Here is a 13,235-nt window from a genome sequence, read left to right as displayed (position 1 = left end):
CGCCCGCCGCGATGGCCGCGCCGCCCAGCCAGTTGACATGATCCCCTGCCGGTTCGTTGCTCATGCCCGTCTCCCTCTCATTCCGCGGCCAGCGCCTGTTCGCGCTCGCTCGCCTGTCGCGCCCACATATCGGCGTAGATGCCGCTACGACGCATCAAGTCGCCATGTGTGCCCTGTTCGGCAACCCGTCCACGCTCCAGCACGACGATCTGATCGGCATGGACGATGGTCGACAGGCGATGCGCGATGACCAATGTGGTGCGTCCGCGCTCGATCGTCTCCAGCGTCGCCTGAATCTCCGCCTCGGTCCGGCTGTCGAGCGCCGATGTCGCTTCGTCCAGGATCAGGATCGGCGGGTCTTTCAGCAGCGTGCGGGCAATCGCCACGCGCTGTTTCTCGCCGCCCGACAATTTCAGCCCGCGTTCGCCGACGCGCGTGGCATAACCATCGGGCAGGCTTTCAATGAAATCGCCGATCGCCGCGCCGCGCGCCGCACCCTCGATCTCGCCCTGTCCCGCGCCTTCGCGGCCATAGGCAATGTTGTAGCCGATGGTGTCGTTGAACAGCACCGTATCCTGCGGCACGATGCCGATCGCGGCGCGCAGACTTTCCTGCTGCACGGCGGCGATATCCTGTCCGTCAATCAGGATGCGGCCCGCCTGCACGTCATAGAAGCGGAACATCAGCCGGGCGATGGTCGACTTGCCCGCACCCGAATGGCCGACAATCGCCACCGTCGCGCCGGCCGGCACGTCGAGATCAAGGCCGTTCAGGATCGAACGGCCAGGTTCATATCCGAATACCACGCCCTCGAACCGGACCGCAGCCTTGTCCACGACCAGCGCGGGCGCGCCGGGCGCGTCACGAACCTCAGCCCCGGTGTCCAGCAGGTCGAACATCGCGCCCATGTCGATCACGCCCTGCCGGATCGTGCGATAGACCCAGCCCAGCATGTCCAGCGGGCGGAACAACTGCGTCAGCAGCGTCGACACCAGCACCACTTCGCCCGGCGTAAACCGCCCCGTCGACCAGCCCCATGCGATGACGCCCATGCCCAGCGCCAGCATGGCGTTGGTGATGACCGATTGCCCGACATTCAACCACGCAAGGCTGTTCTCGCTCCTGGTCGCGGCGTTGGCATAGGCGTGGACGGCGCGCTCATACCGCTCCGCCTCCCGCCGTTCGGCGTTGAAATATTTGACCGTTTCGAAGTTCAGCAGCGAATCGACCGCATGGGCGACCGCGCCGGTATCGAGGTCGTTCATCGCCTCGCGCAGCTTTTGCCGCCAATCGGTGACGATGCGGGTGAAGCCGATATAGATGACCACCATCGCAAGCGTGGACGCGACCAGCCACAGTCCGAACCGCGAGCCGAAAATCTGGAGCACCAGTCCCAGTTCGAGGATGGTGGGCGCGATGTTGAACAACAGGAAATACAGCATCGTGTCGATGCTCTTGGTCCCGCGTTCAACGACCTTGGTGATCGCGCCCGTCCGCCGCTCGAGATGAAAGCGCAGCGACAATTGGTGCAGATGCCGGAACACCGCCGCCGCCAGCCGCCGGGTCGCGTCCTGTCCAACCCGCTCGAACACGGCGTTGCGAAGATTGTCGAACAAGACCGTGCCCAGCCGCGCAACGGCATAGCCGATGACCAGCAGCACGATCAGCGTCGCCGCGCTCCGATCGCCCGATGCCATCCCGTCGACCGCGCCCTGCAAGGCGAAGGGCGCGCCGTAAACCTGCACCAGCTTTGACAGGATGACGAAAAACATCGCGACAACGATGCGCGCCTTCATCCCCGGCGCGTCACGCGGCCAAAGATAAGGCAGGAATCGGTGGACGGTGGGCAGGAGCGGCCGCTCGACCGTGGTGTTGGTGGTATCGATGGGGGGCATGAAGGCGCCTATCTGGTGTCAAGCGCCGCGACATGCAACGCACCGTGTTTCGCAACGATTCGCCGCATCCCGCGTTGGGGATTGCGGAGGATGGATCAATGGAACCGCTGTATTTCGTTATTGCAATCATGGGCTGCGGCGATGCCGGCGCGGCATGTCAGCAGGCGCGGGTCGAACCGGTCCAGTATCGCTCGGCGCTGGAATGTCAGGCGGCGATGCCCGCCGCGCTGGTTCGCAACAACGACCTGTCCTTTCCCGAACTGACCGGCGCCTGCCAGCAGCGCGGCGTGCGGATGGCCCGCGTGGAAACGCGCGACCGCGGCTGATTATTCCGGCGCGCCGGTGGTCCATACCGACGTTACCGTATCCCCCGCTCCCTCTTCGACCGTTACCGACACGGCTTGGTCTTCAAGCGCTTCAGCGACCGCGGCCGTCGTTGCTTCAGCACCCGAGATGGTGATCGGCAGCCCGGTGCGTTTCGCCGCCCAGACGACCGTCGCGACCCTGGCGGCATCGGGCGCATTTTCGTTGAACGTGATTTCGGGCAGGTCCAGCGCGGGCGGCACCAGCTCGATCCGCCATGCAGGCGCGGTTCGTGCCACTCGCTGTTCGAGCAGGCGATAGGTGTCGAGCGATGCACCCGGCAGCGGCTGCGCCCGCACGACGGCGTGGCGTTGCTCGACATCGATCAGAATTGACGCACGCGGCGCGCCCGACACGATTGACAGCTGTCCGACCAGCCGTTCCGCCGTCCGGTCGCGCAACTGGCCGGCGGCATTGGCGATCTGAGCCGCCTCCGCTTCGGCCCCGGTCCCGACGCGATACTGCTCGATCGACACGGCGACCGCGCGGCCCGTGCGTTCGCGAAGAACGGCAGCGGCATGACGTTCGGCATTGCGCTGGTAACGCGGGCTGAGCACCGTCGCGGTGACGCGGATCGGGTCGCGGCCATAAGCGATATCGACCTGGCTGAGCCGTGCTTCGCCATCGAACTCGTCCAGAATAACCTCGCGCACCTGCCGCGAGAACAGCGATTCCCACGCGATCTGGCGCAGCGACACCGCCAGCGGCACCGCCAGCGCAGCCAGCAGGCCCAGCACCATCACCGTCTGGAACAAGGTGTGCTGCGGCGACAGATGCGCGCCGAACCCGTGCAGCCGCGCGATGACGGCAGCCGCCAGCGCGATCGTCATCAGGTTGGTGACGAACAGCAACAGCGACCCGCCGAACACCGTCCAGTTCTGCGTCGCCAGGCCAAAGCCGACCACGGCCAGCGGCGGCATCAACGCGGTGGCGATGGCAACGCCGACCACGGTGCCGGACCGCCCGTGAATAACCGCATAGGCACCCGCCAGCGCCGAAAAAAGCGCCACCATCAGGTCGAACAGATTGGGCCGCGTGCGCGCCGCGATCTCGTCAGTCACGTTCTGGAGCGGCGACAGGACGACGACCAATGCGGTGAACGCCACCGCCAGCACCACGCCCAGCAACAGCGCGGTGGCGCCGGTGCGGATCTCCGGCCAGTCGAACGTCGCCAGGCCAAAGCCCAGCCCGATGATCGGACCCATCAGCGGCGAAATCAGCATCGCCCCGATCACCACCGCCGGCGACGACAAGAGCAGGCCGAGGACCGCGATGCCCGCCGACATCAGGATCATGAACGCATATCGGCCGTTCCAGCCGGCATCGTCGCGAACCTGCTCGATCACAGCCGCATGGTCGACATCGCGGCGCATATGCGCGCGCCACCAGCGCCGAAGCGCGACGAACGAAGGAGGGCGAGAGGCGTAAACCGTCATTTGCGGTTCGATAATGGCTTTGCCCCGCGCCGACCAGTGCATAGGAAGGCGCCGGGCCGCAGCACGAACAAGGGGATTTTGGATGGCTACCCGGTTAGTGGGACGCTCCGCGTCGGCGCTTCGCAGTTTCCTGCACAGCGAAGCAACGGGCGGCATCGTCCTGATCGCGGCGGCACTTGCTGCCATGATCGCCGCGAATGTGCCTGCGACCAGCGAGGCTTATTTCCATTTCCTGCACCTGACCACCGGCCCGGTCCTCAGTCCCAAATACGGGCCGATGACGATGCATCTGTGGATCAACGATGCGTTGATGGCGGTGTTTTTCATGCTGGTCGGGCTTGAGATCAAGCGGGAGCTGGTCGACGGGCGGCTGGCAAGCTGGGACCGGCGGCGGCTGCCCGTCGCGGCCGCGGTGGCGGGCATGGTCGTGCCGGCGCTCTTCTATCTGGCGGCGGTTGCGCCCGATCCGGTGCTGACGCCTGGCTGGGCAATCCCGGCGGCAACCGACATCGCCTTTGCGATCGGCGTGCTCGCGCTGCTCGGCAAGAAGGCACCCGCCTCGCTCAAGCTGTTCCTGACGACGGTGGCCATCGTCGACGATATGGGCGCGGTCATCGTGATCGCGGTTGCTTATACGGTCGGGATCGGTTGGGCTTGGCTGGCGGCGGCCTTTGGCGTGCTGGCGATCATGTTCGCACTCAACCGGCGCGGCGTGCTGTCGCTATGGCCCTATCTGTTGCTGACGCTGCCCCTGTGGCTGTTCGTGTTCATGTCAGGCGTGCACGCGACCGTCGCCGGGGTGCTGGCGGCAATGGCGATCCCGATCGTCAAATCCCCCGCCGCGCCCGACGCGCATGATTCACCGCTGCACCGGCTGGAGCACAAGCTGCACGCACCCGTCGCATTCGTGATCGTGCCGCTGTTCGGCTTCGCCAATGCGGGCGTGTCGTTCGCTGGCCTGTCGCCATCGGTGTTGCTCGACCCCTTGCCGCTGGCGATCGTGCTTGGCCTGTTCGTCGGCAAACAGATCGGCATCTTCTCGGCCGTATGGATTTCGGATCGAACCGGCTTTGCCCCCCGCCCGCGCGCCAGTTGGCGCCAGATCTGGGGCGTGTCGATGCTGGCGGGCATCGGGTTCACGATGAGTCTGTTCATCGGCGGCCTGGCCTTTCCCGGCAACGAACTGTTGATCGACGAAGTGAAGATTGGCGTGCTGATCGGCTCGATCATTTCGGCGCTGGGCGGCTTCGTGCTGCTGAGCACGGGCCGGCCGATCGCCGGCGAGCCTGAACGGATCGCCGACGCGGCCGATCACGCATGAAAAAGGGCGCGGTGGCCAACGGCACCGCGCCCTTTGCATTCGACAATCGTCGGCTCAGAGCTTTTCGGTCAGCTCCGGCAACACCTTGAACAGGTCGCCGACCAGGCCAAGGTCGGCGACCTGAAATATCGGGGCATCCTCATCCTTGTTGATCGCGACGATGACCTTCGAATCCTTCATGCCCGCCAGGTGCTGGATCGCGCCGGAGATGCCGACCGCGACATAGACCTCGGGGGCAACGATCTTGCCCGTCTGGCCGACCTGATAGTCATTGGGCGCATAGCCCGCATCGACCGCCGCGCGCGACGCGCCGATGCCCGCACCCAGCTTGTCCGCCAGCGGCTCGATCAATTCGTGGAACTGCTCCGAAGAGCCGAGCGCACGTCCACCAGACACGATCACCTTGGCACTGGTCAGCTCGGGCCGCGCCGATTCGGCAATCTCGGCGCCGACAAAGCTCGACAGTCCGGCATCGCCCGCGCCCGTCACCGCTTCGACCGTGGCCGAACCGCCCTCGGCCGCCGCTTTCTCAAACGCGGTGCCGCGAACCGTGATGACCAGCTTGCCGTCGGCGGTCTTGACCGTCGCGATGGCGTTGCCGGCATAGATGGGCCGCGTGAAGGTATCCGGCCCCTCAACCGACAGGATGTCCGACAACTGCATGACATCGAGCAGTGCCGCGACGCGCGGGGCGATGTTCTTGCCCGTCGTGGTCGCCGGCGCGACGAACGCGTCATGGCTGTCCATCAACCCCGTCACCAGCGGCGCGACATTTTCGGCCAGCGCATGGGCATAGGCCGCATCGTCGGCCACATGGACCTTGCCAACGCCCGCGATTTTCGCGGCGGCGTCGGCAACGCCCGAAACACCCTGCCCGGCGACCAGCAGATGCACTTCGCCCAATTTGGCCGCGGCCGTCACTGCCGACAGCGTGGCGTCCTTGACGGACTGACCGTCATGCTCGACCCAGACAAGCGTCTTCACTTGGCCACTCCCATCGCTTTCAGCTTCATCACCAGTTCGTCGACATCGGCAACCTTGACGCCCGCCTGCCGCTTGGCCGGTTCGGCAACCGACACGATGGTCAGGCGCGGCGCGGTATCGACGCCGTAATCGGCGGCAGTCTTGTTCGCGAGCGGCTTGGACTTGGCCTTCATGATGTTGGGCAGGCTGGCATAGCGCGGCTCGTTCAGGCGCAGGTCGGTGGTGACAATCGCCGGCAGTTTCAGGCTGACCGTTTCCAACCCGCCATCGACTTCGCGGGTGACCTTGACCGCCTCGCCCTCGACCTCGACCTTGCTGGCGAAGGTGCCCTGCGCCCAGCCGGTCAGCGCAGCCAGCATCTGGCCGGTCTGGTTGGCGTCGTCGTCGATCGCCTGCTTGCCAAGGATAACCATCTGCGGCGCTTCTTCATCGACCACGCTCTTCAAGATCTTGGCGACGGCCAGCGGCTCCACCGGTCCTTCGACCGTGATCAGGATGGCGCGGTCGGCACCCATGGCCAGCGCGGTGCGAAGCGTGTCCTGCGCCTTTGGCTCGCCGATCGACACGACGACGATCTCGGTCGCGACGCCCTTTTCCTTCAGGCGGATCGCCTCTTCAACCGCGATCTCGTCAAAGGGGTTCATGCTCATCTTGACATTGGCCAGGTCGACGCCGGTGCCGTCGGCCTTCACGCGCGGCTTCACGTTATAATCAAGCACGCGCTTGACGGGCACGAGTAGCTTCACCAGTGGCTCCTTTCCCCGCGACGGGTCTGTTTTCGAACTTCGGTACGCCCTCATTTCTGGGGCTTCGCGGACCATTTCGCAAGTCCGGTATGTCTAAACCGGCTTGCCGTAGCGGCAGATACGCGAAAGGCCCGGACGTCACCGCCCGGACCTTATCAACGCAGTTCGACGCGGAAGGGTTCAGGCCGCGCTCTTGACCTCGGCCACGATCTTCTTCGCGGCATCGCCCAGATCGTTGGCGGCGACGATCGGCAGGCCCGAATTGGCAAGGATGTCCTTGCCCTGCTGAACATTGGTGCCCTCAAGCCTGACGACCAGCGGCACCGACAGGTTCACCTCACGCGCGGCGGCGACGATGCCGTCGGCGATGATGTCGCACTTCATGATCCCGCCAAAGATATTGACCAGGATACCCTCGACCGCCGGATCGCTCAGGATGATCTTGAACGCCGCCGTCACCTTCTCCTTCGAAGCGCCGCCGCCGACGTCGAGGAAGTTGGCCGGGAACGCGCCGTTCAGCTTGATGATGTCCATCGTCGCCATGGCCAGGCCAGCGCCGTTTACCATGCAGCCGATATTGCCGTCGAGCTTGATGTAAGCCAGGTCGTATTTCGACGCTTCCAGCTCCATCGGGTCTTCTTCGGTTTCGTCGCGCAGTTCCACCAGATCCTTGTGACGGAACAGCGCATTGCCGTCGAAGCCGACCTTGGCGTCGAGCACCATCAGCTTTGCCCCAGAATCACCAGAGGCTTCGGTGACGGCCAGCGGGTTGATCTCGATCTGCTCGGCATCGGTGCCCAGGAACGCGTCATACAGCTTGGACGCAACGTTTGCGGCCTGCTTGGCGAGGTCGCCGGTCAGTTCCAGCGCGGCGGCAACCGCACGGCCATGATGCGGCATGAAGCCGGTGGCGGTGTCGATGTCGATCGAGTGGATCTTTTCCGGCGTATCGTGCGCGACGGTTTCAATGTCCATGCCGCCCTCGGTCGAGGCAACCATCGACACACGGCCCGTGGCGCGATTGACGAGCAGCGCGAGGTAGAATTCCTTGGCGATGTCCACGCCGTCGGTCACATACAGGCGGTTGACCTGCTTGCCGGCCTCGCCGGTCTGGATCGTCACCAGCGTGTTGCCGAGCATTTCGGTCGCGGCGTGGCGCACCTCATCCTCGGTCTTGGCGAGGCGGACGCCGCCCTTGGCGCCCTCGCCCAGTTCCTTGAACTTGCCCTTGCCACGGCCACCGGCATGGATCTGCGCCTTCACGACGTAAAGCGGTCCGGGCAGCTTCTTCGATGCTTCAACCGCTTCCTCGACGCTTAGCGCCGCGAAGCCTGCGGGCACGGGGACGCCAAACTTGGCGAGCAGTTCCTTGGCCTGATATTCGTGGATATTCATCGCGCGGGCGTCCTTCCTTGGGAATTGGGGTCGCGGCAGGTGTTTGCAGTGCCCTAAGCACAGGCGGAAGCATGAATCCAGCCCCCATCGACGCCCTTAGCCATATCTTTTTCGCACCTGCATCGCAGTCGCAATAAAGCCGGTTTTACCTGCTCTGCCTTTTCCGCTTGCCGCGCCCCGGCTTCGCCATCACAAGTCCATCGATGGAGTTCGTCATCTCGACCGTCGCGGAAACGATCCAGATCGCCATCGCGCCCGTGTTCCTGCTGGCCGGCATCGCCGGGCTGCTCAACGTGCTGACCGGACGGCTGGCACGGGTCATCGACCGGGCGCGATCGCTGGAGCAACTGCATCCGCGCACCACCGGTCCCGAACATGACCGCCATGTCTGGGAATTGCGCCGCATCGACCGGCGCATCACCGTCATCAACCTGTCGATCTCGCTCGTCACGGCATCGGCGATCGCCATCTGCGCGGTCGTCGCACTGCTGTTCGTGGCGGAATTGTCGCATCTGCGGATCGGCACCGTCGTCGCCAGCGCCTTTATCGGCTCGATGGTGATGCTCATCCTTGGCCTGATCTGTTTTCTGTTCGAAGTGCGCCTGTCACTGAAGGCATCGCATATCCGCGAGGAATTGCTGGAGCGCGACCGCAAGCGGCTCGACCGTTGAACGGCCGCCGTCGCGCGCTGCAAATCGCGGTCGCACTGGCCAGTCTGGTGCCGCTGTCAGTGGCGACACTCAGCCTGATGCGTGGCCCCGGCTGGCTGGGGCAGCCATTGCCGAGCACCGATCTCGACAGCCATTTCCGCTATCTGTCAGGCGTTTTTCTGGCGCTCGGCATCGGCTTCGTCACCTGCATCCCGAATATCGAGCGCAAGGGCGCCCGCTTTCGGCTGCTCGGCGCGATGGTGGTCGCGGGGGGCGTTGGGCGCGCGTGGAGTCTGGCGCAGATCGGCGCGCCATCGACCGGCCACGTCGCCGGGCTGGTCATGGAACTGGGCGTCGTGCCCGCGTTGACGCTGTGGCAGGCGGTGGTGGCGGCGCGTTGTCGGGCACCCACCACGACCGGATAATGTGGCGGCGCCGGACCGAGGCCCGCGCGCCACGCCGTTCACCTTACTCCGCCGCAACGCCCGATGCGGTGAACATGTCCCCCAGCGCATCGGCATCCTCGTTCGCGGGCGCGGTTCCGGCGACCTTCTTGCGCTTGTCGAAGCTCGACCAGACGTCGTTCCAGTTGCCGCGCGTCGCGCCCTTGGAATATTCGGTGGCCCTCGTTTCGAAGAAATTGGCGTGCTCCACGCCGTTCAGCAGCGGGGTCAGCCAGGGAATGGGATGTTCGTCGATCATGTAGATCGGCTTCAGGCCCAATTGCCCCATACGCCAGTCGGCGATGTAGCGGATATATTTCTTGATATCCTTGGCCGTCATGCCGTTCACCGGACCCATTTCGAACGCCAGGTCGATGAACGCATCCTCCAGCCGGATCGTTGTCTGGCACACATCGGCGATATCGTCCTTGACCGTCTTGGTCAGGCAATCGCGCTCCTTGGTGAAAGCATGGAACAGGCGGATGATACCTTCGCAATGCAGGCTTTCGTCGCGCACCGACCATGACACGATCTGCCCCATGCCCTTCATCTTGTTGAAGCGCGGGAAGTTCATCAGCATCGCGAACGACGCGAACAGCTGAACCCCCTCGGTAAAGCCGCCGAACATCGCCAGCGTGCGCGCGATATCCTCATCCGAATCGACGCCGAACTGCTGAAGATAATCGTGCTTGTCCTTCAACTCGCCATATTCGAGGAACGCGCCATATTCGCTTTCCGGCATCCCGATGGTGTCGAGCAGATGGCTGTATGCCGCGATATGCACCGTTTCCATGTTGCTGAACGCGGTCAGCATCATCTTGACCTCGGTCGGCTTGAACACGCGGCCATATTTCTCGTGGTAGCAATCCTGCACCTCGACATCGGCCTGGGTGAAGAAGCGGAAGATCTGCGTCAGCAGGTTGCGCTCATGCTCCGACAGCTTCTGCGCCCAGTCGCGGCAATCCTCACCCAGCGGCACCTCTTCGGGCAGCCAGTGAAGCTGTTGCTGACGCTTCCAGTAATCATAGGCCCAGGGATATTCGAACGGCTTATACTGCTTGCGGGCTTCGGTCAGCGACATCGGTGATACTCCGGACAGGATCAGTAAATATGGGCAGTGGCGACGATCGCGGCAAAGCCCGCGACCAGCACGCCGAACATGGTCAGCATCATGCCCGCGATACGCAGGCCATAGTGTTGGCGCGCGACCGGCCCGGCGCCAAGGGCACGGGCCACGCGTGCAGGCGCGGCCAGCATCGGCACACCGATCGCGATCGCGACCAGCCCGACGAACAACTGGATGGCAAAGGCGGCGGTCATGCCGCCGTCACCGGCGCGGCGCATCCTCTGTGCGTCGCAAGCGTTGGACCCGCGACCATCATTGGAGAGACGACATGGCCGACCTCAGCAACATTCGCGAGCATATGGAAGTGATCGGCGCCGATGGCGTGCATATCGGCACCGTCGACGGGGTCGAAGGGGACCGAATCAAGCTGACCAGGAAGGACTCGGGCGCCGATATCGAGGGGGCCGGAGACGGACTGCATACCGATCATCACCATTTCATTCCGGGCGGCCTCGTCGCCGAGGTCGAGGGCGATCAGGTCCGCCTGTCGGCCAATGCCGATGTGGCGGTGACGTTCGAGGAAGAAGAGGGCGGCGAACCGCTCTGACCCTTTGCCCGACGACTTGAGCGAAGCGCCGGTCCGCAACGTGCGGGCCGGCGGTTTGCGCTGGAGGGCCACGCCGTCGGACGTGCCAGCATAGCCGGCCCGCCGGCCGCCGTGACGAGTCTTCGGATTGCTTCCGCAATCCGAAGCCGCCCGCTTACTGACAGGCCAGGCACTCGTCATAATCGGTGCTCTCGCCCAAATCGAAGGTCGGCTTCTCGATCGTGTTGTCGGCTTCCACGCCGCCCGCGAACCCGGCGCGCTGCACCGATTTGGAGCGCAGATAGTAGAGCGACTTGATGCCCAATTCCCATGCGCGGAAGTGCAGCATCAGCAGATCCCACTTTTCCACATCGGCGGGAATGAACAGGTTCAGCGACTGCGCCTGATCGATATAGGGCGCGCGGTCGCCGGCCAGTTCCAGCACCCAGCGCTGATCGATCTCGAAGCTGGTCTTGTAGCAATCCTTTTCCTCCTGACTGAGGAAATCGAGATGCTGGACCGAACCGCCCTTCTCCAGGATCGTGTTCCACACCGCATCGGAGTTCTTGGACTTTTCGTTCAACAGCTTCTCAAGATAGGGATTCTTGACCGCGAAGCTGCCCGACAGCGTCTTGTGCGTATAGATATTGGCCGGGATCGGTTCGATGCACGCGCTGGTGCCGCCACAGATGATACTGATCGACGCGGTGGGCGCGATCGCCATCTTGCATGAAAACCGCTCCATCACGCCGACATCGGCAGCATCGGGGCACGGCCCACGTTCGACCGCAAGCTGCATCGACGCTTCGTTCACCTGCGCGTTGATGTGCTTGAAGATGCGAAGGTTCCACGACTTGGCCATCGCCCCTTCGAACGGCAGCCCGCGCGCCTGAAGGAAGCTGTGGAAGCCCATCACACCCAGCCCCACCGACCGCTCGCGCATCGCCGAATAACGGGCGCGGGCCATTTCATCGGGCGCACGGTCGATATAATCGGTCAGGACATTGTCGAGGAAACGCATCACGTCCTCGATAAAGACCTTGTCGTCCTTCCACTCGTCCCATGTCTCAAGATTGAGCGAGGACAGGCAGCATACCGCCGTGCGATCATTGCCCAGATGATCGGTGCCGGTCGGCAACGTAATCTCGCTGCACAGGTTCGAGGTCGAAACCTTCAGCCCCAGCTCGCGGTGGTGCCGGGGCATGGTCGAGTTCACATGGTCGCTGAACACGATATACGGCTCGCCCGTCGCCAGTCGTGTCTCGACCAGCTTCTGGAACAGCGCGCGCGCATCGACCGTGCCGCGCACCGATCCGTCCTTGGGGCTTTTCAGCTGCCATTCGTCGCCCGCGCGCACCGCCTCCATGAAAGCGTCGGGGATCAGCACGCCGTGGTGCAGGTTCAGCGCCTTGCGGTTGAAATCGCCCGAGGGCTTACGGATTTCGAGGAACTCCTCGATCTCGGGGTGCGAGATGTCGAGATAGCAAGCGGCCGAACCGCGCCGCAGCGACCCTTGCGAAATCGCCAGCGTCAGTGAATCCATGACGCGCACGAACGGGATGATGCCGCTGGTCTTGCCGTTCAGGCCGACCGGCTCGCCAATGCCGCGCACGCTGCCCCAATAAGTGCCGATGCCGCCCCCGCGCGAGGCCAGCCACACATTCTCGTTCCAGGTCGCGACAATGCCCTCAAGGCTGTCGGGCACCGAATTGAGATAGCACGAAATCGGCAGGCCGCGCCCCGTGCCGCCATTCGACAGCACTGGGGTGGCGGGCATGAACCACAGCTTCGAGATGTAATCATACAGCCGCTGGGCATGGGCGGCATCGTCGGCATAGGCCGAGGCGACGCGCACGAACAGGTCCTGATAGGATTCGCCGGGCAGCAGATAGCGGTCCTTGAGCGTTTCCTTGCCGAACTCGGTCAGCAGCGCGTCACGGCCATGATCGACCTCGACCGCGTGCAGTTGCGGGTCGATCGTCTTGGAATCGCGGGCCGCGCGGGCGGGCGTGGCAGCGTCGGCCACGGGTGCTTCGGCAAGATCGGCCATGTCGTTCATTTTCGCGTCGTCCCTGAAATCCATGACTGCCCGTTCCTCATTCGTTCGACTCGGGCAGACGGTGGATGGTATCCATCCGACACGCTGCGCGCGAGAACAAAAAGCGATCACGCCATTGATGAAGGGGCCGATCCGGTGTCCCCCGCAATATGGGGTCGCGGGTCAAAGAACACCAGCTATTGTGTCAGCCCCCTGACGCTACCCCCATAGATTGTGGGCATTTGCCGCGACACGCAAGCCGCTAAATGACGTTTCGGGGACTCGTCTCGTCGCTTCGATAAATCGGCTCCG

Annotated in this window: 13 protein-coding genes; 5 read left to right on the top strand and 8 right to left on the bottom strand. The window is 64.0% G+C overall.

Going from position 1 to position 13,235, the window contains the following annotated elements:
- Positions 1–77: 77 nt before the first annotated feature.
- The gene (locus VL973_RS10530; protein WP_325283974.1) at positions 78–1,895 is read right to left on the bottom strand and encodes an ABCB family ABC transporter ATP-binding protein/permease; all 1,818 of its coding nucleotides are present in this window, start codon (positions 1,893–1,895) and stop codon (positions 78–80) included.
- A 32-nt stretch (positions 1,896–1,927) separates the two neighbouring features.
- Here VL973_RS10530 and VL973_RS10525 point away from each other — a divergent pair, with 32 nt between their 5' ends.
- On the top strand, positions 1,928–2,221 hold the full coding sequence (locus VL973_RS10525; RefSeq protein ID WP_325283973.1) for a hypothetical protein: 294 nt from the start codon (positions 1,928–1,930) through the stop codon (positions 2,219–2,221).
- On the opposite strand, the gene VL973_RS10520 is transcribed toward VL973_RS10525, so the two are convergent.
- Positions 2,222–3,694 carry a DUF389 domain-containing protein gene (locus VL973_RS10520; RefSeq protein ID WP_325283972.1) on the bottom strand — a complete coding sequence of 491 codons (1,473 nt, stop codon included), beginning with the start codon at positions 3,692–3,694 and terminating at the stop codon, positions 2,222–2,224.
- A gap of 82 nt (positions 3,695–3,776) precedes the next feature.
- Here VL973_RS10520 and nhaA point away from each other — a divergent pair, with 82 nt between their 5' ends.
- Positions 3,777–5,015, top strand: coding sequence for a Na+/H+ antiporter NhaA (gene nhaA, locus VL973_RS10515; RefSeq protein WP_325283971.1), 1,239 nt, complete (start codon positions 3,777–3,779; stop codon positions 5,013–5,015).
- 54 nt (positions 5,016–5,069) lie between these two features.
- Here nhaA and VL973_RS10510 read toward each other — a convergent pair whose 3' ends face one another.
- From VL973_RS10510 to sucC, 3 genes are all read right to left on the bottom strand, one after another.
- Positions 5,070–5,999 carry an electron transfer flavoprotein subunit alpha/FixB family protein gene (locus VL973_RS10510; RefSeq protein WP_325283970.1) on the bottom strand — a complete coding sequence of 310 codons (930 nt, stop codon included), beginning with the start codon at positions 5,997–5,999 and terminating at the stop codon, positions 5,070–5,072.
- A complete protein-coding gene (locus tag VL973_RS10505; RefSeq protein WP_325283969.1) occupies positions 5,996–6,745 on the bottom strand; it encodes an electron transfer flavoprotein subunit beta/FixA family protein in 750 nt (249 codons plus the stop codon). Before VL973_RS10505 ends, VL973_RS10510 begins: the two co-directional genes overlap by 4 nt.
- Positions 6,746–6,925: 180 nt before the next feature.
- Complete coding sequence (sucC, locus tag VL973_RS10500) at positions 6,926–8,140, bottom strand: ADP-forming succinate--CoA ligase subunit beta (RefSeq protein ID WP_325283968.1); 1,215 nt, start codon at positions 8,138–8,140, stop codon at positions 6,926–6,928.
- Positions 8,141–8,343: 203 nt separating this feature from the next.
- On the opposite strand from sucC, the gene VL973_RS10495 reads away from it, so the two are divergent.
- Positions 8,344–8,811 carry a DUF2721 domain-containing protein gene (locus VL973_RS10495; RefSeq protein WP_325283967.1) on the top strand — a complete coding sequence of 156 codons (468 nt, stop codon included), beginning with the start codon at positions 8,344–8,346 and terminating at the stop codon, positions 8,809–8,811.
- Entirely contained in the window at positions 8,808–9,215 is a 408-nt protein-coding gene (locus VL973_RS10490; protein ID WP_325283966.1) for a DUF4345 domain-containing protein, read from the top strand. Before VL973_RS10495 ends, VL973_RS10490 begins: the two co-directional genes overlap by 4 nt.
- 43 nt (positions 9,216–9,258) lie before the next feature.
- Here VL973_RS10490 and VL973_RS10485 read toward each other — a convergent pair whose 3' ends face one another.
- Both VL973_RS10485 and VL973_RS10480 read right to left on the bottom strand, forming a co-directional pair.
- Complete coding sequence (locus VL973_RS10485; RefSeq protein ID WP_325283965.1) at positions 9,259–10,314, bottom strand: ribonucleotide-diphosphate reductase subunit beta; 1,056 nt, start codon at positions 10,312–10,314, stop codon at positions 9,259–9,261.
- A 20-nt stretch (positions 10,315–10,334) separates the two neighbouring features.
- Positions 10,335–10,577 carry a hypothetical protein gene (locus VL973_RS10480; RefSeq protein ID WP_325283964.1) on the bottom strand — a complete coding sequence of 81 codons (243 nt, stop codon included), beginning with the start codon at positions 10,575–10,577 and terminating at the stop codon, positions 10,335–10,337.
- Between the two features lie 50 nt (positions 10,578–10,627).
- Between VL973_RS10480 and VL973_RS10475 the strand changes: the two genes are divergently transcribed.
- Positions 10,628–10,906 carry a DUF2171 domain-containing protein gene (locus VL973_RS10475; protein WP_325283963.1) on the top strand — a complete coding sequence of 93 codons (279 nt, stop codon included), beginning with the start codon at positions 10,628–10,630 and terminating at the stop codon, positions 10,904–10,906.
- A 154-nt stretch (positions 10,907–11,060) separates the two neighbouring features.
- Here the strand turns inward: VL973_RS10475 and VL973_RS10470 are convergent, their stop codons facing one another.
- Positions 11,061–12,968, bottom strand: coding sequence for a ribonucleoside-diphosphate reductase subunit alpha (locus VL973_RS10470; RefSeq protein WP_325283962.1), 1,908 nt, complete (start codon positions 12,966–12,968; stop codon positions 11,061–11,063).
- Positions 12,969–13,235 lie beyond the last annotated feature (267 nt).

It is taken from the genome of Sphingomonas sp. (genome assembly GCF_035490575.1).
Classification (GTDB): domain Bacteria; phylum Pseudomonadota; class Alphaproteobacteria; order Sphingomonadales; family Sphingomonadaceae; genus Sphingomonas.
This window is presented reverse-complemented; position numbering and strand designations above follow the sequence as displayed.

Excerpts from the sequence above, each read along its gene's own strand:
- VL973_RS10530 (WP_325283974.1), bottom strand. The coding sequence starts at position 1,895 with ATGCCCCCCATCGATACCACCAACACCACGGTCGAGCGGCCGCTCCTG.
- VL973_RS10525 (WP_325283973.1), top strand. The coding sequence starts at position 1,928 with ATGCAACGCACCGTGTTTCGCAACGATTCGCCGCATCCCGCGTTGGGG.
- VL973_RS10520 (WP_325283972.1), bottom strand. The coding sequence starts at position 3,694 with ATGACGGTTTACGCCTCTCGCCCTCCTTCGTTCGTCGCGCTTCGGCGC.
- nhaA (WP_325283971.1), top strand. The coding sequence starts at position 3,777 with ATGGCTACCCGGTTAGTGGGACGCTCCGCGTCGGCGCTTCGCAGTTTC.
- sucC (WP_325283968.1), bottom strand. The coding sequence starts at position 8,140 with ATGAATATCCACGAATATCAGGCCAAGGAACTGCTCGCCAAGTTTGGC.
- VL973_RS10495 (WP_325283967.1), top strand. The coding sequence starts at position 8,344 with ATGGAGTTCGTCATCTCGACCGTCGCGGAAACGATCCAGATCGCCATC.
- VL973_RS10485 (WP_325283965.1), bottom strand. The coding sequence starts at position 10,314 with ATGTCGCTGACCGAAGCCCGCAAGCAGTATAAGCCGTTCGAATATCCC.
- VL973_RS10480 (WP_325283964.1), bottom strand. The coding sequence starts at position 10,577 with ATGCGCCGCGCCGGTGACGGCGGCATGACCGCCGCCTTTGCCATCCAG.
- VL973_RS10475 (WP_325283963.1), top strand. The coding sequence starts at position 10,628 with ATGGCCGACCTCAGCAACATTCGCGAGCATATGGAAGTGATCGGCGCC.
- VL973_RS10470 (WP_325283962.1), bottom strand. The coding sequence starts at position 12,968 with ATGGATTTCAGGGACGACGCGAAAATGAACGACATGGCCGATCTTGCC.